The 24717-nt window shown below is 55.8% G+C and carries 15 protein-coding genes; 7 read left to right on the forward strand and 8 right to left on the reverse strand.

What is annotated here, in order from left to right; translation table 11 throughout:
* Positions 1–50: 50 nt before the first annotated feature.
* Together DTL42_RS01690 and DTL42_RS01695 are read right to left on the reverse strand one after the other, a co-directional pair.
* Positions 51–614, reverse strand: a complete 564-nt coding sequence (locus DTL42_RS01690; RefSeq protein ID WP_114366972.1) for a hypothetical protein — start codon at positions 612–614, stop codon at positions 51–53.
* Positions 615–842: 228 nt separating this feature from the next.
* Entirely contained in the window at positions 843–3371 is a 2529-nt protein-coding gene (locus tag DTL42_RS01695) for a PAS domain S-box protein (protein WP_114366973.1), read from the reverse strand.
* Positions 3372–3658: 287 nt separating this feature from the next.
* On the opposite strand from DTL42_RS01695, the gene DTL42_RS01700 reads away from it, so the two are divergent.
* Entirely contained in the window at positions 3659–4063 is a 405-nt protein-coding gene (locus tag DTL42_RS01700; RefSeq protein WP_114366974.1) for a hypothetical protein, read from the forward strand.
* Positions 4064–4246: 183 nt separating this feature from the next.
* On the forward strand, positions 4247–5707 hold the full coding sequence (locus DTL42_RS01705; protein ID WP_114366975.1) for a sigma-54-dependent transcriptional regulator: 1461 nt from the start codon (positions 4247–4249) through the stop codon (positions 5705–5707).
* A gap of 51 nt (positions 5708–5758) precedes the next feature.
* Here the strand turns inward: DTL42_RS01705 and DTL42_RS26140 are convergent, their stop codons facing one another.
* The gene (locus tag DTL42_RS26140) at positions 5759–5908 is read right to left on the reverse strand and encodes a hypothetical protein (protein ID WP_158545188.1); all 150 of its coding nucleotides are present in this window, start codon (positions 5906–5908) and stop codon (positions 5759–5761) included.
* 424 nt (positions 5909–6332) lie between these two features.
* Here DTL42_RS26140 and DTL42_RS01710 point away from each other — a divergent pair, with 424 nt between their 5' ends.
* Together DTL42_RS01710 and DTL42_RS01715 are read left to right on the forward strand one after the other, a co-directional pair.
* A complete protein-coding gene (locus DTL42_RS01710; protein ID WP_114366976.1) occupies positions 6333–9422 on the forward strand; it encodes a PSD1 and planctomycete cytochrome C domain-containing protein in 3090 nt (1029 codons plus the stop codon).
* Entirely contained in the window at positions 9419–10900 is a 1482-nt protein-coding gene (locus DTL42_RS01715) for a DUF1501 domain-containing protein (protein ID WP_234824031.1), read from the forward strand. Before DTL42_RS01710 ends, DTL42_RS01715 begins: the two co-directional genes overlap by 4 nt.
* Positions 10901–10910: 10 nt before the next feature.
* Here the strand turns inward: DTL42_RS01715 and DTL42_RS01720 are convergent, their stop codons facing one another.
* From DTL42_RS01720 to DTL42_RS01730, 3 genes are all read right to left on the reverse strand, one after another.
* A complete protein-coding gene (locus tag DTL42_RS01720; protein WP_114366977.1) occupies positions 10911–14744 on the reverse strand; it encodes a M48 family metalloprotease in 3834 nt (1277 codons plus the stop codon).
* Positions 14745–14955: 211 nt separating this feature from the next.
* On the reverse strand, positions 14956–16659 hold the full coding sequence (locus tag DTL42_RS01725) for a proprotein convertase P-domain-containing protein (protein WP_114366978.1): 1704 nt from the start codon (positions 16657–16659) through the stop codon (positions 14956–14958).
* Positions 16660–19278, reverse strand: coding sequence for a secretin N-terminal domain-containing protein (locus DTL42_RS01730; protein WP_114366979.1), 2619 nt, complete (start codon positions 19276–19278; stop codon positions 16660–16662).
* Positions 19279–19635: 357 nt separating this feature from the next.
* On the opposite strand from DTL42_RS01730, the gene DTL42_RS01735 reads away from it, so the two are divergent.
* From DTL42_RS01735 to DTL42_RS01745, 3 genes are all read left to right on the forward strand, one after another.
* Positions 19636–20499, forward strand: coding sequence for an endonuclease/exonuclease/phosphatase family protein (locus tag DTL42_RS01735; RefSeq protein WP_114366980.1), 864 nt, complete (start codon positions 19636–19638; stop codon positions 20497–20499).
* 206 nt (positions 20500–20705) lie between these two features.
* Complete coding sequence (locus DTL42_RS01740) at positions 20706–21692, forward strand: DUF1559 domain-containing protein (protein WP_114366981.1); 987 nt, start codon at positions 20706–20708, stop codon at positions 21690–21692.
* Between the two features lie 60 nt (positions 21693–21752).
* Entirely contained in the window at positions 21753–22229 is a 477-nt protein-coding gene (locus tag DTL42_RS01745; protein WP_114366982.1) for a hypothetical protein, read from the forward strand.
* Positions 22230–22683: 454 nt separating this feature from the next.
* Here DTL42_RS01745 and DTL42_RS01750 read toward each other — a convergent pair whose 3' ends face one another.
* On the reverse strand, positions 22684–23661 hold the full coding sequence (locus DTL42_RS01750) for a BadF/BadG/BcrA/BcrD ATPase family protein (RefSeq protein WP_114366983.1): 978 nt from the start codon (positions 23659–23661) through the stop codon (positions 22684–22686).
* A 21-nt stretch (positions 23662–23682) separates the two neighbouring features.
* Positions 23683–24597: an N-acetylmuramic acid 6-phosphate etherase gene (murQ, locus tag DTL42_RS01755; RefSeq protein WP_114366984.1), complete on the reverse strand. Its 915-nt coding sequence runs from the start codon at positions 24595–24597 to the stop codon at positions 23683–23685.
* Positions 24598–24717: the final 120 nt, after the last annotated feature.

A 24717-nucleotide genomic window follows, 5' to 3' on the forward strand; every position in this document is an offset into this window, starting at 1 on the left:
TCGCTTCGTCGAAGATTGTTAGCCTAGCCGGGCAATCGACGGTTGGAATCCTAGTTACGCGATACTTGCTTGTCGGCACCCAGGGCGGAAGAGACTTTGAGGGCTAGTTTTTTGAGGGCTTCCAATCGCTTTGCATCTTGCCCTTTGCCCTGAAGTGCATTGAGTTCCGTTGCCCATTTTTGGACATCGGTGCTGGTGATTCGGCTGTGCTTGGCGTCTTTGGCCCATTCGGCGGCAATCACCCGGCCAAGGATGTTTAAATGATAGATGGCTTCTTTGCGTTTGTCTGCGGCGGAGATATCTTGGCAAAAGTTCTCGGCGGCAGTCTTCCAACCAGAAACGAGCAAGTTGCCAGAGTAGAACGTCTTGATCCAGCCTTCATATTGGGTCCAGGTTTGTTTCTTCTGGTTGGCGGAGTCGGCCTGGTAGAATCGGCGGAAATGGTTTTGGCCGGGCTCGCCGTAAAGCGATACCGACTGGTTTGCCTCTTCGATCTTGATCGACCAGGCAAACTCTGGATGCTCCTCGGCGTATTTTTCAAGCGATTCCAACTCAGCAGCGGAAGCGGTTGTAGCCGCTGCCAAACAGCCGATTAGTAAAATCGAGCGTAACATACGTGAAGCCTAGTAAACCAACATCCGGTGGAAATGATCTTTGGATGTCTGCCTTTGCCCGTTCGCATCGAAGGAGATAGACATCCACACTCCTTTAACAGCCTATCCATAATCGTAGAATGTTATTTCCCTTCGTACCAAGACCAATTTACTAAAAAAAGTCGTTCTTATTAAGAACGACCATCCCAGTTTACATTCCGGGCCTGGATCGCCACCGATTTGCCGCCGCTAGATGGGCTTAATTCGGTCGAGTGTTTCTCGGACGATGCGTAGTAGTTGCTCGTCGGTATACGGTTTGGGGAGAAACTGGTCCATTTCCAGTTCCTCGCGGGGGACGTTTTCTGGTCGCCACAGACCACTGCTGGCGATCACGGGAATTTTAGGGAAGATCGCCCGAATCCCTTTGGCCGTTTCTTGTCCATTGATACCAGGCATCATCATGTCGACCACCACCAAGTCGAATGGCTGCTGGGCAGCGCGGCAAAGCTCGATCGCGTCGGTTCCGCTTGGGGCGGTTGTCACCACGTAGTTTGCGTTGGTCAGGATGATCTCCGCCGTTTGCAACATTAGCGCTTCGTCGTCGACCATCAAGATCGATTCGCCATGCCCTTCCGGCACGTCCACATCGGTCGGTATCTCGACAGGAATGGTCGGCGAGACGGCGACCGGCAGGAAGATCTGAAATGTAGTTCCCTCCCCTTCCCGGCTGAAGACTTGAATGTCTCCTCCGTGGCTGCGGACAATTCCCAACGTGGTTGCCAAGCCAAGCCCTGTTCCTCGGCCTTGTTCTTTGGTGGTGAAAAACGGGTCGAAGATACGATCGAGAATCACCGGCGGAATCCCACTGCCGGTGTCCGTAACCATCACGCGGACGTAGTCTCCCGGAGAAAGGCTTTGATCGCCAGAGATCGTTTCGCTGCGAACGGGAAAATTATCGGCAGCCAACGTTAAACGCCCACCATCGGGCATGGCATCGCGCGAGTTAATCGCCAGGTTCATCAGCACCTGCGAAAGTTCGGTGGCATCGCCACTTACCAGGGCCAGGTCGTCGTTTAAAGCGACTTGAACTTCAATCGATTTCGGCAAGGTATGCTCTAAGATGCCTGCCGCTTCTTGAATGATATCGTGAATGCTGACCTGCTTGCGTTCTGGGTGCTGACCGCCAGCAAATGCCAACAGCTTTTGAATCATCTGACTGCCGCGCTGGGCTGCGGCGTCGATTGTTTCGGCCAGGCGATCCACATTATCTTTGCTCCGCTTAATCAGCCGTGCCGACATCATAATGGGGGTCAGCACGTTGTTTAAATCGTGGGCAATGCCTCCGGCCAAGGTCCCGATGCTTTGCAAGCGTTGGCTGCGGCGCAGGCGTTCTTCTTCGGCTACGCGATCGGTGACGTCGAACTGGATAATCAACTGGGCGAAGGGCGCACCACCTTCGTCCCGAATGAGCGAGCGGCGATGTTCGACTTGGACTTGTTGCCCTTGGCGGTTGCGTTCGGCGATTTGGGTGGTGAAGACACCTCGCTCTAAAAGTTCCTGACGTCCAATCTTCCAGACATCGTTCTCTTCGGCGTGGCGAATGGTCATCACCTCGTCGAACTTTCGCCCGATCGCGTCTTCTTGCGGAATCCCGTACGAAGTCTCCGCCCCAGCGCTCCAGAAAGTGATGACATCTTGCATGTCGCACACGATGATCGTATCGCGAACCTGATTAAGGATCTCGCGCTGCTCACGGATTTTCTCTTCGCGCGCGCGGGTCTCGCTGAGATCGCGGAAGATGAGCGTCATGAAGTTGTCGCCCCCTGCCGAGGATTTGGCCAAGGTCCCTTGATAGGGGAACTCGGTCCCATCGCTGCGAACACAACTTCCCCCTTGGACGGCCTGGGCGGAATCGTTGTGATTTAGGAACTCTTGCATGCCGGTTGCCACAATCGCTCTTTGATTGGGAGGCACCCAGTCGAGAAACGAGCGTCCTTGCGCTTCCTCGGAAGTGGTCCCCATGCTTTTCGCGGCGGAAGGATTGATCAAGCGAATCGTCAAGTCATGATTGACGGCAATGATGCCGTCGCGGGCCGAATCGATCACGCTGGCCAGTTCCGCTTGATCGATTCGCAATTGCGTTTCTGCTCGATCGCGGCTTAAACGATGCGACCTGGCAACCAACATACTAGTCAGCAGCAGCACCACAGCCACGCCGTTGCCCAGCAGAAGGAAACTCTGTGAGTTCACCAACCGCGCCCGAGATTCCCTTTCCCGCCAGGTGATTGCTGCCGCCTCGAAATCGAGAACGGCACGAACTTCTTCACGGATATCGTCCATGATTTCTTTTTCATGCTGATGCGACTTTTCCAGCGAAGCGTTTTTGCGGTTGAGTTCGATTGCCCCTTTCAATTCCGTTTCAAGATCGGCGAGCAGGGTATGCAGCTTTTCAACTCGGGTTCGCTGCTCGGGAAGATCTTCTACCAGGTACCTCAGGTGTTCGATTTCGGCATCGGCACGATCTTCGGCGGCGTGGTACGGTTCGAGAAAGGTTTCGTCACCGGTCAATAAGAATCCGCGTTGGCCAGTTTCCATCTCGTTGGCCGACTTCACCACGTCGCGGGTTGCCTCGCGGATGGCATAGGCGTCGACGATGAAATCAGCGGCACGTTCGACTTCGATGGTATTGATGTAGGTGGTCGCCCCCATGAAGAGCACCACTCCGAGGGCGACAAACATGGCCACATTAAGCCAAGTTGTCGAGTTAAAGACATTCATGCTGGTCTACTCGCTGCGTCGTCTAAGAGATAGTTTCTGGCCGACTTTGAGGTGGAGACGGCAGAGATTATTGAGGTGGCCCACTGGCAAGCTTCATTCGATCTGCCTGCCATTTCGAAGGCTGCCGGCGCGGACTTCTTTAATCGCTCGAATTGTAGCTTGCTTCGTCCTCTTGGGGAATTGTTCGCGGTTTCCCCGAAAACGGCGTGAACTGGCACACGGGGTGCATAACACTTGGCTGGAATCAAGAAGCCCCCAAGGACGAACCATGTCGGTGAGCAACTACTTTGACATACCTTTGTGAAATTCCGATTCAATTGACGAACCTGTATGCGGCTGCCGCAAATCGATGGCGAGGCTGTGATTGGGAAACAGAGTTCGGTCCTGCTCGCTTAAATTTGGCGAATTTGCGAAGTGTTCAATTGCATTTGCTCGTTTCTGCGACAGCTGGCCAAGAGTCGCAGAATTGGGCGGAAGCGGAGTCATGGCTCCAGCAAGTCGAAAAGGATGCCTATCTGGCAGAAGACGCGGCGTATCGAGCGACGAGACAATACGTTGCTGGCGACTTGCCGGGAGCCTTGGCTTCGATTAACGAAGCTTGCGAACTGGAAGCAAAATACCATCAAGAACTCGTTTGGGCTCCGCTGCGAGATTTTCTACAAAGCGAAGCGGAAAAAAGCCGAGATTCCTAAGACGCAGCTACCTTTCCCACCCCCCCAACGTTCCGGTCAAGTCTTAGCCAGTCGGAACAGTAATGATCCGCCAACCGATACTTGATGTAAAAATAGACGGCATGTTACAGATCGACTTCTCATCAAAAGTTGGCAATAATAGCACCACGATTCACACTTTCTTTGCCAACGAGACCGCCTTTCATGATCAAGCTTCTGGTCGTCGACGACGAACAACTTATCCTTGATTGTTTTCTGTTCGGATTTACCCAGCCGGACTACCAGATTATCGTCGCCAAAACCGCCCAAGAGGCGCTCGCGCTCTTCCCTGATGAACGGCCCGATGTCGTGCTATTGGATGTCCGCTTGCCAGATATGTCGGGGCTCGATTTATTCGAGAAGCTGAACGCCGCCGATAGTCGGACCCCCATCATCTTGATGACCGGGCACGGCACCGCCGCAACCGCGATTGAGGCGATGCGTTCCGGAGCATACGACTACATTTTAAAGCCCCTCGATGTCGACCAATTGGCGGTGCTGATTGACTCGGCTGCCGAGACCAGCCGCATGATGCGTACCCCGGCGCGGCTGGCCAGCGATGGTCCGATCGAGATGGATACCGACTTGCTGGTGGGCCAATGCGATGCCATGCAAGAGGTTTATCGCTCGATTGGGCGTGTCGCTCGACAAAATGTGACGGCCCTAATTTTGGGAGAAAGTGGTACCGGCAAAGAAGTCGTAGCGCGGGCCATTTACCATTACAGCAAACGTTCGCAGCAACGTTTCCTGGCAATCAACTGCGCCGCAATTCCTGAGCAACTGCTCGAAAGCGAACTGTTCGGGCACGAAAAGGGAGCGTTCACCGGGGCCGATCATCGCAAGATTGGTAAGTTCGAGCTGGCCAGCAACGGCACGCTCTTTCTCGACGAAATCGGCGACATGACGCCTCTGATGCAGACGAAGATCTTGCGTGTGCTGCAAGATCAAACGTTTGAGCGGGTCGGTGGCGATGAAACCATCCGCACCAATGCTCGCATCATCGCGGCGACCAATCGCGACCTGCAAGAGGCGATCCGCGAGGGAAGTTTTCGGAGCGACCTTTACTATCGATTAAACGTCTACACGATTCACCTGCCTCCGCTGCGCGAGCGGATTGAAGATATCCCGCTGCTGGTCGATCACTTTCTGAAGAAATACGGCACCCAGCTCGATCGACCGATGACGGCAGTTGCGCCCGAGACGATGGAGGTGTTGTCCCGTTATTCTTGGCCCGGCAATGTGCGCGAGTTGCAAAGTGCGATTCAGCACGCGCTGCTAGAAGCGACCGGCCCTGTATTGGTTCCGGCGTTTCTCCCCGCTTCCATTCGCGAGGCACCAGGCAACGAGGACGACCAGAGCGAAGAAGTACTCGAACACGCCCCGCAGGAAAGTGACGGGAATGCTCGCTTAGCTCGCAAACTTTTACAGGCCGACTCTTACAACATTTTGGCCGAGGTCGTAAACCGCGCCGAACGCGAAGCTATCGTCGAAGTGTTGCAAGAAACAGAATGCAACCTGACAACGGCTGCCCGGCGACTCGGTATTAGCCGCACGACTTTAAGAACCAAACTGCGAACGCTCAAGATCTCGCTGGAACACACCGCCGAGGCTCAAGAGCCAGGCTAGCGGCTAGCCGGACTCTTGAGCCGTCGAGGTTGGGAAGTGGAGCGAACGGTATCACCGCGAGGAATGGTGATGGTGGTAATACGATGGGGATTGATGTTTCAAGAAGGCCAAGCGACCAAAATGAAACGTCGATGCCTGGGCCAGGGAAGCGGTCGAAGCCATAGCGAACAGCAACATGATGGCAATCAGTGTCTTCTTCATGGAAATTGCTCCTAAATATCAGGGTCAGAGTGGGGCTCCGACAAATGGTTTGGGGCCCTGCAAATTCATCTCTGCTTAAGGGGTCCCGGTGTCTGTTGATTCCCATAAAGCACAATGCGTGCCAAATCGATTTGTGGCTAAGAATACGGATTTAAGCGGCTTTTACGGCCCATCAATGGGTTGTTAGCTTATGAGAACTGGCCGAAACGAACAGTTCTTGGCCATCATTTTTTGTCCTAATAGTCGTGCCGCCCCAGTTTGCCCCAGCCCGACCGGCTGGCTTGAGTTTTCTCCGCTGAAATCCAACGGAAAATGCTAACTTATTGGCTAAATCTGGCTTGAATTGGTTAGAATAACAGAAGCCAGACTTGGCCAACTCTTCATTTGCCTACCTAATTCCTCCCTCCCCTTCCCCGAGCAAACCATGCGGCGTCGTGCTGTGCTATTGCTGCTGCCTTGGATGGCGTATTTTTCTGCCGTTTGCCAAGCAGACGAGCCCATCGATTTCAATCGCCAGATTCGGCCTATTCTTTCGGACCGCTGCTTTCATTGTCATGGCCCGGACGACGATCACAGGGAGGCCGGGTTTCGGCTCGACCAGCGGGAAAGCGCGATCGCCGAGGCCGATTCAGGGAGCTTGCCGATTGTGCCAGGCAACTCGGCCGAGAGTGAACTGATTCAGCGTGTCGCCACGACGGAAGCGTCGCTACAGATGCCACCGGCTTCTTCCCACAAGCCGCCGCTGACTGCCGACGAAGTCGATTTGCTCCGCCGCTGGATCGACCAAGGAGCCGACTTCCAGCGGCACTGGTCGTTTGTTCCTCCCACGCGGCCTGAACTTCCGCCCGTGAAACAAGCCGACTGGGTTCGCAACCCGATCGACCGGTTTGTGTTGGCCCAGATCGAACAACAAAATCTCACCCCGGCGGCGGAAGCCGACAAGCGGACATTGATCCGCCGCGTCACGTTGGACCTGACCGGGCTCCCCCCTACCCCAGCCGAAGTCGACCAGTTTCTGGCAGATGAAAGCCCCACTGCTTACGAACAGTTAGTCGATCGGCTGCTGGCATCTCCCCACTACGGAGAACGCATGGCCTGGCCGTGGCTCGATGCGGCTCGTTACGCCGACACCAATGGCTATCAGGGGGACCCTGAACGGACCATGTGGCCTTGGCGTGACTGGGTAATCAACGCGTTGAACAACAACATGCCGTTCGATCAATTCACCATCGAGCAGCTTGCTGGCGATCAAATTCCCGCCGCCACGCACGCCCAGATGATTGCCTCTGGCTTCAACCGTAACCACATGCACAACGGCGAAGGTGGACGTATTCCGGAAGAAACCCGTGTCGAGAACGTCTTCGACCGCACCGAAACAACCGCCACCGTCTGGTTGGGGCTGACCTATACGTGTTGTCGCTGCCACACCCACAAGTTCGACCCGATCTCGCATACCGAATATTACGCGCTGTACGATTTCTTCAATCAAACCTCGGAATCGGGGAGTATTCAGGGAGGCGCAGTCGCCCCCTTTGTTGCCTATATTTCGCCAGAAAATCAACAGAAACTGGACACCTATTCTCAGGAACTCGCCACGTTACGGAGCGTGTTGCTAAAAGAAGATCAGGCAGCCGATGCCGCTCAGGCCGCTTGGGAACAACAAGCCCGTACCGAACGCGCGTGGGACTTTCCGGCAATTGTCGAATTCCACACAAGTGGCCCTTCCAAGTTGACGACGCTCGAAGATGGTTCGCTCCGGGCGGAAGGAGCCCGACCCGCGCAAGACGTTTACACGATCGTTGCTCGAACACAGCGATTAAACAATCAAGCGATTCGCCTGGAAGTGTTACCCGATCAGGTTTCCTCTCCGACCGGCAGCACCGGCCGCGCCGATAACGGCAACGCCGTGCTCAGTGAGTTTGAAGTCTTTATTCGGCCAGAAGCGAATCCCACGGCGGAATTCCAACAGGTAAAAATCGTGAAAGCGACCGCCGAGCATGCCCAATCGGGGCTCGGTGTCGAACAGGCGTTCGATGGCGTGAACGGCGGTGGAGGTGGCTGGGCGATGGAAGGCTTCAATCGCAAAGACAGCAATACGGCCCTCTTCTTTCTCGATCAGCCGTTTGGTTTCGAAGGAGGCACCGAAATCCGTTTTGTCCTGCGATGCGAGTCGCACCACGTCGCCCACACGTTGGCGCGCATGCGACTTGCGGTGGGTACGGGCGAAAACGACGTGGTCCTTCCTACGGATGTTCAAAACGCCTTGATGAAGCGTCCCGAGCAGCAATCGCCGTCTGAGAAAACGCGACTCCGTCACGAGTTCCGCGCCAAGCATTACCCCCAGGCAGCCACCACGGAAGAACCGTACGCCATCGTCGCAGGGAAGATTGCGAAGCTTGAGTCGCAAGCGAAGAAGCTGCGTGACTCGCTAAGCAGCTTAAAGGTGATGGTCATGGACACGCTCGACAAGCCGCGCGAGACGCACATTTTAGAAAAAGGCTTGTACAACAAACCCGTGGGCGAGGTGGTCTCTGCGGGCGTTCCTGGTGTTTTGCCTGCGTTACCGGCAGATGCCCCGCGCGATCGCCTGACCTTGGCCAAGTGGCTGGTCTCCCCCGAGAATCCATTGACCGCGCGGGTTACCGTGAATCGCTATTGGCAGTTGTTCTTCGGGCATGGCATTGTCGAAACACCGGAAGACTTTGGCACCCAGGGAAAACTGCCCACCCATCCCGAACTGCTCGACTGGCTCGCGGTCGAGTTTGTGGAAAGTGGCTGGGATGTGAAGCAAATGCACCGCTTGATTGTGACCAGTGCGACCTATCGGCAGTCGTCGCAGGCCAGCGATGCGCTGCGCGAGGCCGACCCGGCGAATCGGTGGCTGGCCCGCCAGACGCGGCATCGGCTTCCTTCCTGGATGCTACGCGATCAGGCGTTATTCGTCGGTGGTTTGGCTTCACTGAAAATGGGAGGCCCGTCGGTCAAACCGTACCAGCCCGACGGCATTTGGGCGGAAGCGACCTTCGGGAAGAAAAAGTACCAACGCGACAACGGCGAAGCCCTTTACCGCCGCAGTTTGTATGTTTTCTGGCGCAGAATTGTCGGCCCGACAATGTTTTTTGACGTCGCCAATCGGCAGACTTGCAGCGTGAAAACGGCCATCACGAACACGCCCTTGCATGCGTTAACCACCCTTAACGATATCACCTACATCGAAGCGGCCCGTGGTTTGGCGACCAAGGTGATGCACGCTGCCGACGAGCCTGCCGAGCAACTGCGACAGGTTTTTGTCACGCTCACTTCACGCGAAGCGGACGAGCGTGAGCTGTCGATCTTGTTAGAACGGTACCAGCGGCTTCAAACCGACTTTGCCGCACACCAAGAAGACGCCCAGCAGTTGCTTTCCATTGGCGAAGCGCCCCGGGACGAATCGCTTGATCTCGTCAAGTTGGCGACGATGACCGCGCTGTGTAATACCTTGATGAACCTGGACGAGGCCCTGAGTCGACCATGACACGACCAACTGCATCTGCTCTACAAGCCGAATATGCCCGTCAAATGACCCGCCGCCAGTTGTTAGGACGATGCGGCGTAGGTCTGGGAAGCTTAGCGCTCGGTTCGCTGCTGGGTGGCGGCCAGGCCTCAGCAGCTACCGGCGCGACTTCGTTAGGCTTGCCGGTCTTGCCTCACTTTGCTCCGAAGGCGAAGCGGGTGATCTACCTGTTTCAAAACGGGGCCCCTTCCCACACCGATTTGTTCGACTACAAGCCGAAATTGCAGGAAATGCACGGCGTGCAAATTCCGGATGAAGTCGTGGGCGGGGCACGTTTCAGCACCATGACCGGGGGGCAGACGGCGCGTCCCTGCTTGGCTCCGATCACGCAATTCGCCCAGCGGGGAAAATCTGGAGCTTGGATTGCCGAGGACTTTTTACCGCACACGGCGGGAATTGTCGACAAGTTGTGCTTTGTAAAGTCGATGCACACCACGCAGGTGAATCATGCCCCGGCGATTACCTTTTTTCTGACCGGGGCCGAGATGGCAGGCCGCCCCAGCATGGGAGCCTGGCTGACGTACGGCTTGGGGGCCGAAACAGAAGAGTTGCCTTCGTACGTGGTGATGACCAGCCGCGACAAAGAAGCCTCGTGCGGGCAGATTTTCTACGACTTCTATTGGGGCAGCGGATTTCTGCCGAGCAAGTATCAAGGGGTCAAGTTCCGCGGTTCTGGCGATCCGGTGCTATACCTTTCCAACCCCAACGGCATCAGCCGCGAGATGCGGCGAGGGTTGCTGGACGACCTTTCTCGGCTGAATGCCATGGAGCAAGAGAAGACGGGCGATCCCGAAATTGCCACGCGGGTGGCCCAGTACGAGATGGCCTACAAGATGCAGGCTTCCGTTCCAGAGCTAACCGATTTCACACAAGAGCCGCAACACATCTTGGATATGTACGGCCCCGACGTGCAGCGTAAGGGATCGTATGCTTACAACTGCTTGATGGCCCGCCGCCTGGCTGAACGGGGCGTTCGCTTTGTGCAAGTGATGCACGCCGGTTGGGACCAGCACCGCAACTTGAACACCCAGCTTAAGATTCAGTGTACCGACACCGACGCCCCCAGCGCCGCCCTGGTGAAAGACCTGGAACAGCGCGGGCTACTGGACGATACCCTGGTGATTTGGGGGGGCGAGTTTGGTCGGACACCGTTTTTGCAAGGCGCGATCAGCGAAACGAAAACCTGGGGACGCGACCATCACCCGTACGCGTTCACCTTGTGGATGGCTGGCGGGGGAATCAAGCCTGGCGTCTCGTATGGCGAATCGGACGAATTCGGCCATAACGCGGTGGTCGATAAAGTTCACGTGCATGACCTGCAAGCGACGATCTTCCATTTGCTGGGCATCGATCACGAAAAGTTCACGTTCCGTTTTCAAGGCCGCGACTTTCGCCTGACCGACGTGCATGGCGAAGTGATTCAGCCGATCTTGGCGTAACACGAAACGATCACTTGATGTAAGGCCGTTCCATCACGAACAACAGCCCCCGTGCTTGCTGCTTCCACTTTTCGGCGAGTTGGTCGGGATACAACATTGCTATCGCGGCTAAGGCCATGCCACGTTCGATGGGATCGAGTGTTTGCAGCCGCTCGGCAAGGTCGTCGCTGGGCTTGCCTGCGGCGATCGCTTGGCGAATTACGTCGGCGAGGTTGTCGCTTTCGCCTGGTTTCGCGGCCAAATCTTGTAGCCGCTGCAGGTAGGGTTCTGGGTCTTTGCCGTTCCGCGCCGCCAGGGCAGCCAGGTAAGGAAGCGTTCTTCCTTCTTCAATTTCGGCGACTGGCCGGGCCAGGGCTTTATCTTGGGCCGCCTGCGGCGCCCCGCTAGAGGCGGCGAACAGATCAAGCATGAACGGCTCCATATTTTCACCGCCGCCTACTTGATAGGCCTGTTCGAGCTGTCCCTTACTGAGGAACTGAAACATCGACATCGGAGTGCCTTGGAACCGGTTGCCGGACTCCATTTCGAGAATCATTTTCAGGTTGTTCGAATGGAACGTCAGGTCGTTATATTGCACCTCGGCTCCGTTCGCATCCGCGCGGCGTAGGCGGGCCATTACGACAGCCGCCTCACTTTGCAGGGCACAAGGTTTCTGAAGGCAAGCCTGGTAATAGCTGAGTGCCTTTTGCCAGTTTCCTTGTCGAGCGAAAATGTACGCTACGGCATTGTTTAGCCAAGGGTTGTCTGGCCATTGATCGAGCAGAGCGATAAATCGTTCGTCTTGCTCGGGCCCGTGGGGCATTAAACGGGCGGCGATGTACTGCCAGTTGGGATCTTGAGGATGCTCGGCCGCTTGTTTCAATTGCTGCTGTTTTATCTTGACCTGCTCGGCAGGTTCCGCCTTATCGTACAGCAGCCGCAGCACAGCGACATCGTTAGGATGGGCAGCGAGGCGTTGCGTCAGGATATCGGAAAAGTCGGGCAGCGTTTCGGCTTGGGAAAGCCAAAAGAAAAGGGATGGGCTCTCGGGCGAGTCGAACCGCGCATGAGCCCTTATGACTTGCTCTCGCTGAGGACCGTTTTCGCCCAGGACCGCGAGCATCTCGAAGGGGGAGTCTTCCAGCGGATTGCTAAGCACCGACCGCGTTGCCCCTTCGCTTTTCGTTTTGACCTGGTTAGGAGGATTCTCGAAAACATGCTGGGCTGAAGTTTCGACCCAACGCGGAGCCCCGACGATTCGTGCCGGCTTGGGGGTGGCGTTGCCGTAAACTTCGTCCCACTCGATCAGCGGCGCAGCCCCAGCGACGTTGTAAACATAGTGCCCGAAGGCTGCACTGGGGCGTTCGCTTATTGATTCGATCTCGCGTCCATCGGTCGTTTTCGTCGTGAAGTGAAGCGTCTGGAATGTTCCCACGGTTAGGCGATGATGTTGCCGAGGGACAAGGGTCAGCTCGCGGTTGTTCATCTGGATTGCGACCGGCGTGTTCAAACCGTTGTAGATTGTCACGTCTGCAGTGCCGACGAAAATTCCCAAGGCAATGACCGTGACCACCAACGAGGCCGCGACCATGAAACGAAGAATGCTGGGACCGGTGCCGCTGGCCAGCATAAACTGGCTCCACCAATCGAGCTTCGTCTGCCGCTCGCGCTGGGTTCCCCGGACAAGCGTTTCATACTGTGGAGGAGCAGTCGCCGAGTCAGGGGCAACCTCGGTTTCCTGCTTTCCCAGGTAGATGCTCGCTACTTTGCGTTCGGCTCGCAGCAGTTCTTCCAAGACGGCATCGCGCAGTTCGTCGAAACGGTACTGTATTGGCAAAATCCAGCTATCGACGACTTCCATCCATTTGCCAATGTTCTGCTCGTCGGCCGAAGGAAGATCGAATTTTTCAAAGGCGGCACGCCAATCTTCGATTTCCAGACGTTCCAAAATCGGGGCCGGTAAGCGAACCGTGCTGGCTTGGGAGTCCAGTTTCGCCGCAATCACCTGAACTTCGTTGGCCGCGTTGATGATCTTGCGGAGATTCTTCGCGCTGACTTGCCCAGCGGCGGTGGCCATCATGGTGACATTCGCCAGAAAACCATGGGCATCTTCCAGGTCGGCGTGACTATGGTCGGCGTAATGAAGCAGCATCGTCAAGCTGCGCAGATATTGCGGCCAGCCGTTTCCAACCGCGTGGGCAGCGGCTTCGTGTACCGAACGACAATGCGCGTCGTGTCGTTCGATCTCGGCCAAACAGTGGTCCCGTTCCTGTTTGACCTCGGTGATTAGCTGCGGCAATTTTTGCCGACGAACGACATTACCCCGATAACGAACCACGTTGCCGGTCGCGTCGTAGTGCCCCTGCTGAACCCCTTCCAGCAAGTTGATCTCTTCTTCCAAGCTGCGCAGCTCGGCCAGCTTGCCTTGCAGATGCTCTGGGTAAAGTTCGGTTAATGCGTGCTTGATTTCCTCGCCGGTGGGGTGATCGCCGTAAAGTTGGTTGGCTTCCGCCACGGCCAGCGTAACCGAACGGCCCAAGTAAGCGCCACGGTAGTTTTGGGCAAACGACTCTCGCGAGAACTCTTGATCGACTAGCTGAAGGGCTTCCTCAGTAGGTAGCAACGTGGGCTCTTCTTTCAGCTCGACCTTATCGATCAAGAACTTCGTGACCGATTTTTGGAGCTCTGCCGGATCACGAAAGTACGACCAGGCCGATTCTTCATCGATATCGACCGAAAGATAGGTGCGTTTGGTGTTGGCTTCCCGTTCGGTATTGGGGGGATGGGTCGACCACATCTGTGGCGGCTGGGCCAGTTTCTCGCTGAAGACGCGCGATTGCGCCCCTAGCGTTTCGTAATTCAAAGGCAACCCTTGGTGAGCAGGGTCGTCGAGAATTCGACGCAGGTGTTCCCCAATACGGGTTTGCACGGCGAATAAGTCTTCGACGGCGCGGCCTTTCTGGATTTGCGTGGCCGCGAATTGGCAACTTCTACCCCAATCGTCGTCCGCCGCTTGCAGGCGATAAAGGGCATGGATCAGGGCATCGCTCCCGGTGACCGAAACCGCGACGAGATCGGCCTGGAATTCCATCTCGCGCGAGAGCGCTCGGTGGGCCAGGACCACCCAGCGAAAGACGGCCTCCATCACGGCTCGAATCGACCACACCACCAAACGCATGATCCAGCCAATCCAAGCCAGACGCAGGTCGATTCGTGAAATGAAATCGAGCGTTCGGTCGAGAAAATCGCGTTTGGCAATGATCGCCGCCGCGATTTGTTCCCCCACATAAACCCAGCTACCAACGGCCATCGAGCGCTGCGCAAAGTGACCAAACTCGTGCGCCAAGACCGCCGTCAGCTCAGTGCGGTTCAAGGAGTTCACCAAGCCTAAGCCGATCGTCAGATTCTTTTTCGAGGGAATGATGAGGTTTAAAATCGATAGATCGTAAAACACACTCGCGTTCACGCCAGGGCAAAGAAACACGCGATGAGGTCGGGGGGCGCCGACTCGATCGGCCAGCTGATAAAGAAACTCGAACAACTCTGGCTGATCGGCAGGCGTGATCTCGCGACCGGGGTCTTCGTCGCCGTGACGAACGAACAACAACGCCTTCCACAGGAAGATCGCCAGAAAAGCAAACGGAATCGCGGTAAAGAACGCCGGAACTGCCCCAGGCCCGCCAGCGATTACTCCTAAGACCATGCGGTAGGTGGTGTAGGTAAACCAACTCGCCATCCCGACGTACAACACCAGAAACGTCAATAAACCGAGCAGTGCCAACCAAACGCGGCGACGATACGACGCGGACGCCTTAGCAAAATCGGGTGGGGTGTGAATCTTTGGGAGTAAGTCAGAGGAGCTCACGAGGAGAACCCTTTGCTAGAGGGGGGAATAATCGAAAGCTCAAAGATAACAATCTGAAGTTGCCTATGCGACAAAAATTGAACACATGAGGTGGAATTTTCTTAGACGGGCGTGCTGTTCCGAAAAACTTACCGCGAACGGCACACCCAATCGAACGCAGCACTCCACGGTTTCGTGGCGTGCTTGTTGAAAAAGGTGGCGTACGTAGAGTTTACGGGCGTGCCCCGAAGCGACGACGGAAGTCGCGAGGAGGAGAGCCATCGCGAGCAGGACGTTCTTCCGACCGTTGCTGGTCGTTGCGAGCGTCCGCTGGAGGTTGCTGCTGGGCGTTGGCTGCTGCGGCAGCGTCTGCCTCTTTAAGTTGCTCTTGGGCAGCATTGGGATCGTCGATTGCTTCTTGGCTGGGTTTGACGATCAGCGACCAACCATGCAGCACGCCGGAACGTTCGCTTCGACTGGCCCGAATCATCAACTGCCACGTTCCCTTGAGGTTCTTTCCACGGAAGTAGTTCAAACCGGGCTGACGTTTTTCAAGGGCCTCGGGCTGATAGGTTCCACGAAAAGGGGCTCGAGAGCGGGTGATTCGCTCGCCGGTGTCGTCGTCGAAGATGGTTTTGTCGAAGTGATCGTCACTTCCCCCCACGCCTGTGAACAGTTCAATGCGCTGCCCGTTGGGGCCAATTAAATAGCCATCCAACTGCTCGGTATACGTGTGCGTGATCGATAGCTGGACGTTTAAATCGCCGATCAAGTAATCTTCGCCGACTTCGATTTCCGAGACGATCGTCGAACGAGGCAACAAGACTTCGGCTTGATTGTTTGCGTAGGCCCCGCCGGCAACGGTATCTAAGGCCAGCACCTCTTCGATGGTGATGATCCCGTCTTGGTTGTGGTCGTACGAAGCAAACTGGCTGAGCGCTGTTTCATCCCACTGGTCAGTAAACTCCGACATGAGAACTTGCTGGTCGCCGTCACTATCGCGCTCGAAGAACCAAGTTGGAATGGCTTCCTGGCGAGCGTTGGCAGAACGTTCCATGGTATTGAATAGGTACTGCGAGAGCTCTTGGGCATCGACCGCTCCATCGCGGTTGTAGTCGACCTTGGCCACCGAAATACCGACCGCCGTCATTTCTTGCGGTTCGAGCTGATCGTTGCGATTGAAGTCGTAACGTTCGACGATGCTTTTGGCCAGCGAGTCGCTGCCTCGGTCGCCGTTGCTGGACGCCCCTGCCCCGCTCAGGGCCCGCCAATCGTTGCGTTGGTCGATGGCACGCGATCCGGCATCGCCGATCGAACCTAAACTCATCACGGCACGCTGGGCGATCGTGCGGCGGCGGGCATAACGTTGGGTCAGTTCGCCAATGCTTAGCTCTCGGTCATTGTTTAAGTCGGATGTTTTGGGATCTTCCCCGTCCCATTTAGCCTGTTCGATTTCTCCGGCATTAAGCTTGCCATCACGATCTCGGTCCCACCGACGCATGGTCGCTTCGGCCTCGTCGACATCGGCCTGGATGTAGTCGTACTTCACTTCGCCAATTCCGAACGCAGGAATCAGCTTTTGGTCGGGGTCGATACCAAACCCTTTCATGGTCGGTTCGTCGCCAGAAGAAGTGCGAGCCGTTGCCGACGAACTTCCATTTCGTCGCTGGGCATGCAAGCGGGCCGCTTGTTCTAGCTTTTCCACCGAATTCGGGCGTGAGAGACTAATTCCGTAGGGAACCGCAATCTCTTCCAGGTATCGGCGACCACGTTCCGAAATTTCATCCGGTTCGACATAGCCGTTGCGGTCGTCGTCGAAGCGACGAATCCATTCCCCTTGGGCATGAGCCAAGCTGGGCAACAGCAGCAGCCAAGCGGCGCCAGCCAAGAGGCAGGCCCATGTTTGCGGGTGGCGTGTGGTGGTCAGGCGTTGCATTTAACGACCTCGCGAATAGGAACGAGGATCGCGGCGATCGCGTGACGAAGACGAATTGGACTGCCCGCCGAATTGTTCGGCCAAGATCTGCGTGATCGTCTCTTTATTGATCGCCCCAGAAGCGGAGATAACCTGGACCGAACGTTCGCTGCGTCGATCGACCGTGTCAACAAGCTTTTGAACTTCGCTAAACAGCGAATCAGGGGCGGTAATGACCAGCGAGTTACTCGACTCATGCACGGCAACGGCCATCTTCGGTTCGCTGCCGCGAGTCGGGTTGTCGTCGACACTGCGACCATTGCCAGAACCTCGGCGGTCGTCTGGCCGTGGGGGCTCGGCGGCTCGCTGGGCGGCACGCTGGTTGGTGGTGTCGATGCGGGTCGGAAATGCTTCGCGAATGACCTCGGCCACTTCGGTGGCTCGGGCATGCTTAAGCTCGATGATGTGCGAACGGCCTGAGGTTTCGATGGCAGTGATGCTGGAGTCTTTGTCGATGATTTTCATGTAGTCTTCGATCATCGCAATGTCTTCCTTGGTCCCTTGCACAATCAAGCGATTGAGCCGGGCATCGGAAACCACGGTGGCTGTCCCCGCCGTAACGGTCGTCACGCCGTCACGTTCGAAAAGAAAGCTGCCAAAGAACCCGCTGGAACTGGTGTAGTTGCTGCTGCCGTTGATCAACGTTTCGGAAGCAGGTTCGGCCAGGGCGTTCCCGCCATCGAGAAGGTCGGCCAGCATCTTGACCGCTTCTTCGGCGGTGACGTACTTCAAGTAGTAAACAATCGTCGGCGAGATGGTTTTCTTATCTTGCGTGGTGATGCTGCGGAGGTGTTCCTCGAAGCGATCGAGGGCCTCGGTATCTTCCGATTGCAGCAAAATTCCGTTAGGGACAACCTGGCTGCGGATCGGAGCCATTGCCTTTTCGGTGGTCGTCGTGCTGCTGATCGCATCGCCGTAGGGGGCTGAAGTCGCCACAAAGTCATCCTGATTCTTCAGCGAAGGGGCTTGATCGGCAGGCTCGAGCTGATCGGTCGTGGGGGAAACGGTGGGCTCGCTGTCTGTATTTTGCTCCCCTTCAGGGAATACCGTTCGTTCGATGACGGTTGTGGGGTTGGCTTCGGCAGGAGGCAAGATCTGCAGGCAGTTATCCCCTTGCCAATTCTGTTTCGCGGTTTGCAACACGTTTTCACGCGTGGGGCCGGTCAGCGGCACGAAACGCAGGTCACTATTGCTTTTGGATTGGCCCCGCGCATCGAGCTGAGCAATCAACGCTTCGATTTGCTTGATCTGTTCGCCGGTGCCTCGTACAAACAGGCGGCGTTCGCCCGGATCGGCATCGACCTTTGGCGGCTTAACGCGCGGTTCCTCTTCTTTCCCTTTGCGACGAAGATCTTCCGTCGTGGGCAACTCGAACATTTCTCCGATAAGCGAAACCGCGAAGTAAGGATCGACCGATTTTAGTTCGACCACCGCGAACTCGACCGAAGGGGCTTGTAGCTCTTCAATCGTTTCGCGAATCAGTTGATGCACGTCGGCGTCGGCCAGGGCGACAATCGAGTTGCTTTCAGGCTGCATCGTCAACCGCAGCGACTTATCGGCTAGGACCGTTTGCAAGACATCGTAAACAATTTGCAGGTTATCGCCGGTGATCCGGTGAGCGATCAGTGTTTTCGCTTTCTCGGCGACGGCGGCTTCGTCGGGGACGTCCACCACTTTCAGCAGCGATTCGAGCCGGTTTAGCTTCTCGACAGAACCAACCGCGAACATTCGCTTGCCCGACACATCGGTCGTGATGGTGATATCGAGCCCGTTGGTTTCACCGGTCGGAATTCCCAGGTGGGTGCCAGCGACCATCAAAACCGTGTCTGCGTCGACATGTTTCAAGTCGAACCGCTTGACCACGGCGTCGTCTTCCTCGGGCTGCTGCATCGTTTCGATCACTTGCAGAGCACTACGCAGGTTTTTCGCGCTATCGGTAATGATTAATTGGTTCGATTTCGGCAGCACCACGGGCGTGGTGATCAGCGACAACGGTTGCAATTCGTTGATCACTTCCGTGGGAACCAGTTCGCCGAGCGGGACGAAGCATTTGACCACTTCGTGATCGTCGATCTGGGAGAGCTGATCGAGAGTCACCACGGTCGACATGGCGTCGAGCTGCTGGAGCCCGCGTGGGTCGCCCAGGTTGATTACCGATAGGAGTTGCCCACGACGAACCAAGGTGAATCCACGCGGCAGCAAAAACAGGTTCAGCCGCGTAATGGCCTGATTGACGGTGAAGTAGTCGCTATCGGAATAGCTGAAGCTGCCGGTCGGCACTTCGTCGACATACAGCGAAAGATCGCCAGCCTCAGCGATCCATTCAAAGACATCGCGCCACGATGCCCCGGCAAACGAAAAACGTAAGCGGTCGTTTTGCGGCGTCGAAGTCGAGGTGGCGGAAGACTTCTCTTCTTCGGCCTCGCTCGTGGCTGGCTCCGCTGCCAGAGGCGCATCGGTAGCGTTTGCCGTTTCTTGAGCAATCGCCGCAGGGACGATGCCGATGAAGATCAAGCACCAAGCCAATAGGTGCGATGAAATCCATTGAGGACTTGGAAAAACGAAGGAAGCGCGGTGCATGTTTTTTGCCGGGCAAAATGCCCGACCCCCATGGTGGCTTCGCAGGTTGCGAAAGGGTGGGTCGGTTAATGTTGCCACCTGGAACAACGCTTCAAGCGATACCGATTGCTAGGCAACGGTTGCTTAAAGGATGGCAGGCAGGAGGATTCATCCAGGGGCCTGGAGTAATCCTTGGGTTAAGGTAGGAACAATTTCGATCGCAGGTAGGCGATCTGGCAGGATTTCAAATCTTTATATCTACACGTTTTAGAACGATTCGCTCGTCACGTCAATGTTTTCCTGGCCGTTATGGCTACTTGAGCGATTTAAGTTTACCCAGTTTAAAAGTGGGGATTAGTATCCACTAGATCGAATTTGATGAAGTTTTGCCGTAACGTCCACTTGCCCCCTGATAGGACCGCCGTGATTTACAAGTTGCTCTTTTCGCTTTCGCTTGTAGCACTTAACTCGGTGTTTCTTGCTGCTGACCAGCCGCGCGAACGCTCGATTCGTGTGCTGACCTACAACATTCATCATGGCGAAGGAACCGACGGGAAGATCGATTTGCCTCGGCTGGCGAAGGTGATTCGAGAAGCGAATCCCGATTTCGTGGCGTTACAGGAAGTCGATCGAAACACCCAGCGCAGCGGCAACGTCGATCAAACGGCCGAACTCGCTCGCCTGACCGAGATGAACGGCTACTTCTTTCAGCAAATCGACTACGACGGCGGTGAGTATGGTCAGGCCATTCTGGCGAAGTCCGAACTAATCGAGCGGGCCCAGGAAATGTTGCCTGGCGAACCTGAACGAGAACAACGTTTGTTGGCGCGAGGGTTGTTTCAAGTCGGAGGAACCGAGCTGTGGTTTGCGACCACGCATCTTCATCACGCTGACCGTGCGATTCGGGAAGAACAGGTCGATGCGTTGAACCAATTGTTCGACAAGCTATCCTCGCCAGAACGTCCGGCAATCGTCTGTGGCGACTTCAATGCGTCCCCCAAGAGCGAAGCGCTGAAAAGCATCTCTCAGGTGTGGAAAATCTCAGGAGCTGGAAAGTCGCTATTCACATTCCCGGCAGAAAAACCCACCAGCCAAATAGATTATGTAATTGTTCGTCCCGCTAACGTTTTTCACATAATTTCCGCAACAGTCATCCCGGAAGAGATTGCCTCGGACCATTGCCCCTTCCTAGTGGAGATTGCCGTTACCCCATTGCTACCAGATCGCAACCAATCTAAGTAGTTTTTTTATTTGAAAATGCTTGACGAGCGATGTTCTGCGCAAATCGAATATATTTATGTTAAAAACCGAAGAGAAATGGAGGTGATATCAAGCTAGAATCGATCACGTAGTTTTAATCTTTTCATCATGCAGCCTGGACCAGCGTGTCGCGAGGTCGGGTGCCCCCAAGAAAAAAACTCGCTCTTCTACGTGATAGGGATTTTGGTATGAAGCGTTCTCATAATCGCACGGGTTTTACGCTCGTGGAATTGTTAGTGGTTATTGCGATCATCGGTGTGTTGATCTCGCTCCTTTTACCTGCCGTACAGCAAGCCCGTGAAGCGGCTCGCCGGATGCAGTGCAGCAATAACCTGAAGCAGATTGGGTTGGCACTGCACAACTATGAAAGCACGCACTTGAAGTTTCCTCCGGGCGAATGCTCGGCCAACGGTGCTTCGACCCATGCGTTCATTCTGCCCTTTCTAGAACAGGGCAATGTTCACGAATTGTTTGACTTCCGCTACTCGATTAACGGTAGTTCCGCCAACGCGAAAGTCATCGTTCAGCAAATTACTGCGTTCCAGTGTCCTTCCGACATTCAACCGGCGGGCAATTCCATCGGCGGTTCATCCACGATCTATGGTGGAACCAGCTATGTTCAGAACCTGGGAGCGAAGGGAACTTTAGTCACCGGCGAAAAGAATTCGGCCCTGATTGGTCCGTTTTACCGAAACTCGGCAACTCGCTTCGCGGATATGACTGACGGAACCACGAATACGGCTCTCTTCGCTGAAATCAAGAAGGGACCAAGCGGTTCCTCCTCGCTAATGGTTGTTCCTGCTGGTGACCCACGTGACTTCCGCGTAGCAACGCACGTTTCCTCTGGCTTCTTTAATGCCGATGCCGAGACACCTCCATCGGATTGTGAAACCCGCAGCAACAGTGCCTGGACTTACCGCGGTTTACAGTATTACCGAGCATCGCTCGTGACTACTTTTTACACGCACACGCTAACCCCCAATGCTCGACGTCGTGACTGCTTGGACGGTTCTTATGGATCGCGTGGTCACTTGGCAGCACGTAGCTACCATCCGGGCGGGGCACAGGTTTGCTTCGGTGACGGTTCGGTCAGCTTCATGCAAGACACCATCAACCAGGTGGCTTGGCGTGCCATGGGCACCATGCAAGGTGGCGAAGTCGTTAATCGCGACTAAACTCGTCTATCCCGAGCCGAAAACAAGCTTCTTTCTCAAGCATAGGACCACAGGATCGTAATGATTCCGCAAATCATTCTGTCCCATTTTAGTCGCCAACTTTCCCACCGTGCCCTCTTGGTGGGATCGTTGGCGCTATTTAGCGTTGCTCTGGGATGCAACAGTCAGCCAACCGGTGATATCGTTCCGACTTCACCGGCAGCCGGAATGGCAACCTACCAAGGCAAACCGCTGGAGTTCTACCAGATTCGTTTTGTCCCGGAAGAGGGTCGCCCGGCGGCAGGTGTGACCGACGAAAAAGGCAACTTTACGCTCGGCACAAATGACGTGGGAGACGGGGCACCAACCGGCAAACACCGCGTGGCGGTGAGCTACGTGGGACCGCCCAAGCCGCCGGAATGGGGCGTGACCGATTTCAGCCCTACTCCACCACCCAAGTTCAAAGTGCCCGAGAAGTTCTCGGACCCAGAAAAGTCTGGCATCACGGTCGAGGTTCCCGACGATGGCAAAACCGATTTCGTGATCGAGATCGAATAGGAATCTCTTGTTCGTAACTGCCTAAGAGGGACGTGTCATGCGTCCCTTTTTTTTATTTCGGCACCCTGTCGATCTGTGACTAATAGGTGGTTGAATCCTGGCTAAACGAACCAAGTTCACTCTGTGTGTCCCGGGAGGATGCAGCCTCTTCTTCAAGGATGCCCACACGAGAATTCGTAGGATGCGGGTAAACCGTGTCGCTGCTACTGGCGCAAAGACACGGGCCAGAGGCACCGTGGCACACGAAGAGGTTTTATTGACCAGGGCCACCCGCCGTTCTACAGGACTCTCCTTGTGTGCCCCGGGCATCTTGCCCGGGTTGTCCTGCTAACTCGGTACCCACTTCCCACGGGCAGGATGCCCGTGCCACACAGAAGGGGAATCGATTGATTAGGCTTGATTTTTGCCTTTCGTGGTTTGTTTCTTGACCGCAAGTGAGAAGCGGAGGCGACAGCTACGGCAACAGCTCGTACTGTTCTGGCTGAAATCCGCTGACCAACAATTCGAGGACGCCGTGCGTCGGATTGGTCAACACTTGCAGAGTTGGCTGTAGTCCGCTGGTTGTGAGCGATTGGTGCAGTACCTCCAGAAAGAAGCCGTCGCTTTGAAATAGCCCGCCACTGACGCGAATGCTAATTTCGTTTTCAGGGACTTCTAAACGGATGCGAAGCTGCTGCACCAAGCTGGTCAGGTCGTCGGCCGCTTTGAGCAAGATGCCTACAGCGGTCATGTCCAATTGCTTCGCTTGTTCGACAACCACTTTCGAGAGCTGGGCGACTTCTGCTTTCAGATCGTTAAATTTGGCGAGGCAGGTCTTCAGTTGGTACGCCGTTGTTACGTTCCACAACTCGCAAATGACCGTCGCCAAGCCATGAGGCTGGCCGGTGGTTTCCAAGGTGTTAAGCGTGTAGCGGAGTGCTTCTCTTCCAATGGCAAAGCCGCTGCCGTCGTCGCCCAGAATATGTCCCCAGCCGCCGGTGATCGCTAATTGGTTTTTCGCATTGCGGCCAATTCCCACCGAGCCAGTCCCGGCAATCAAGCCGAACGACGCCTTGGCGGTGGCGTTATCGAGCAATGGGTAAAGATCGGGCACAACCGCCAGTTGCGCGGCCAGTTTGCGAGCGTAAAGCTGTTCGGTCAAAGCCGCGCGAACGGTTGTATCGAGCGTTCCGGCAATCGAAAACAAGGCCTGCCGACAATCGCTGGCCTGACAGTTGGCGGCAGAGAGCGCCGTGTTGACGGCTGATTGAATGGCCTCGGCGGCTTGCTCGAGGCCAACCGCCCGAGGATTACTCGGCCCAGCTTGTCCGTTGGCCAAGATTTGCCATTGGCCGTCCGCGAGAACACGTGCAAGACAGCAGGCCGTTTTAGTTCCGCCACCATCAACTGCCAATACAAGTTGATCAGGCAGAACGAGAGGCACGACAGACATAGGTTGTGGCCTCGGCTAAGCTTAAAGTCGGACAGCCCCGTTGGTGCCGTCGTGAATGGCGCGGCGCAAATGTCCGCTCGCACGATCCAACAGCGTACGAGCCGCTTCGGGCGATTGCTCGGTATGATGGACAACGATGGCCGTTTTCACTTCGCCATTGCAACGAGCAAGCAAATCGACCGCTTCGGCATCGCTTAGTTCGGTCGCTGCTTTCACGATGCGACGAGCCCGGGCGTTTAACTTGGTATTGGTGGCCCGCAGGTCGACCATCAAGTTGCCGAAGGTCTTGCCTTGTCGAATCATCGCCCCCGTGCTGAGCATGTTCAACACCATCTTGGTTGCGGTACCTGCTTTCATACGAGTCGATCCGCTGAGGATCTCTGGCCCGACAACCGGAGCGATAACCAGATCGCAGTACGGCTTCATTTCCGAGTTGTCGTTGCAGGTCAAACCAATCGCGTAAGCACCTAACTCTCGGGCATATTCCAAACCACCAATCACATACGGCGTGCGACCACTGGTGGCGATACCCACCACAACATCGTTAGGCGAAAGCTGAATTCGTTCTAAGTCTTGCATGCCGAGCGAAGGATTGTCTTCGGCCCCTTCCACAGCGGTGGTAATCGCCGACGGCCCTCCGGCAATTAAGCCGACAACCTGGCGAGGATCGGAACGGAACGTGGGCGGGCATTCGGCTGCGTCGAGGATACCTAGGCGGCCGGAGGTGCCAGCGCCGAAATAAATCAGGCGGCCACCGTTATGCAAGCGGTCGGAGATCACGTCGACTGCTGTGGCAATTTGTTGCGACTGACGCGCGACCGCCTCGGCAATACCAGCGTCTTGATCGTTAATGAGTTTGACGATCTCGAGCGTCGAGAGTTCGTCAAGTTGTTCCGATGCCGGGTTGCTGGCCTCGGTTGTTAGGTGGTCGAGCATAGGTATTTCAACTAACCTCTGACTAAGTCATAACATCCGTGCGACACTTGCTTCCTTGCTTTCTCTTATGGTTAGTTTAGGCGAAGGGATTCCCTCCGCCTAGCTTCTGTGCGCAAAAGC

Origin of the sequence: Bremerella cremea, from assembly GCF_003335505.1 — a bacterium.
Classification (GTDB): domain Bacteria; phylum Planctomycetota; class Planctomycetia; order Pirellulales; family Pirellulaceae; genus Bremerella; species Bremerella cremea_A.

Bases quoted from the DNA above. Each gene is read 5' to 3' on its own strand.
- DTL42_RS01690 (WP_114366972.1), bottom strand. From the start codon at position 614: ATGTTACGCTCGATTTTACTAATCGGCTGTTTGGCAGCGGCTACAACC.
- DTL42_RS01695 (WP_114366973.1), bottom strand. From the start codon at position 3,371: ATGAATGTCTTTAACTCGACAACTTGGCTTAATGTGGCCATGTTTGTC.
- DTL42_RS01705 (WP_114366975.1), top strand. From the start codon at position 4,247: ATGATCAAGCTTCTGGTCGTCGACGACGAACAACTTATCCTTGATTGT.
- DTL42_RS26140 (WP_158545188.1), bottom strand. From the start codon at position 5,908: ATGAAGAAGACACTGATTGCCATCATGTTGCTGTTCGCTATGGCTTCG.
- DTL42_RS01710 (WP_114366976.1), top strand. From the start codon at position 6,333: ATGCGGCGTCGTGCTGTGCTATTGCTGCTGCCTTGGATGGCGTATTTT.
- DTL42_RS01715 (WP_234824031.1), top strand. From the start codon at position 9,419: ATGACACGACCAACTGCATCTGCTCTACAAGCCGAATATGCCCGTCAA.
- DTL42_RS01725 (WP_114366978.1), bottom strand. From the start codon at position 16,659: ATGCAACGCCTGACCACCACACGCCACCCGCAAACATGGGCCTGCCTC.
- DTL42_RS01730 (WP_114366979.1), bottom strand. From the start codon at position 19,278: ATGCACCGCGCTTCCTTCGTTTTTCCAAGTCCTCAATGGATTTCATCG.
- DTL42_RS01735 (WP_114366980.1), top strand. From the start codon at position 19,636: ATGAAGTTTTGCCGTAACGTCCACTTGCCCCCTGATAGGACCGCCGTG.
- DTL42_RS01740 (WP_114366981.1), top strand. From the start codon at position 20,706: ATGAAGCGTTCTCATAATCGCACGGGTTTTACGCTCGTGGAATTGTTA.
- DTL42_RS01745 (WP_114366982.1), top strand. From the start codon at position 21,753: ATGATTCCGCAAATCATTCTGTCCCATTTTAGTCGCCAACTTTCCCAC.
- DTL42_RS01750 (WP_114366983.1), bottom strand. From the start codon at position 23,661: ATGTCTGTCGTGCCTCTCGTTCTGCCTGATCAACTTGTATTGGCAGTT.
- murQ (WP_114366984.1), bottom strand. From the start codon at position 24,597: ATGCTCGACCACCTAACAACCGAGGCCAGCAACCCGGCATCGGAACAA.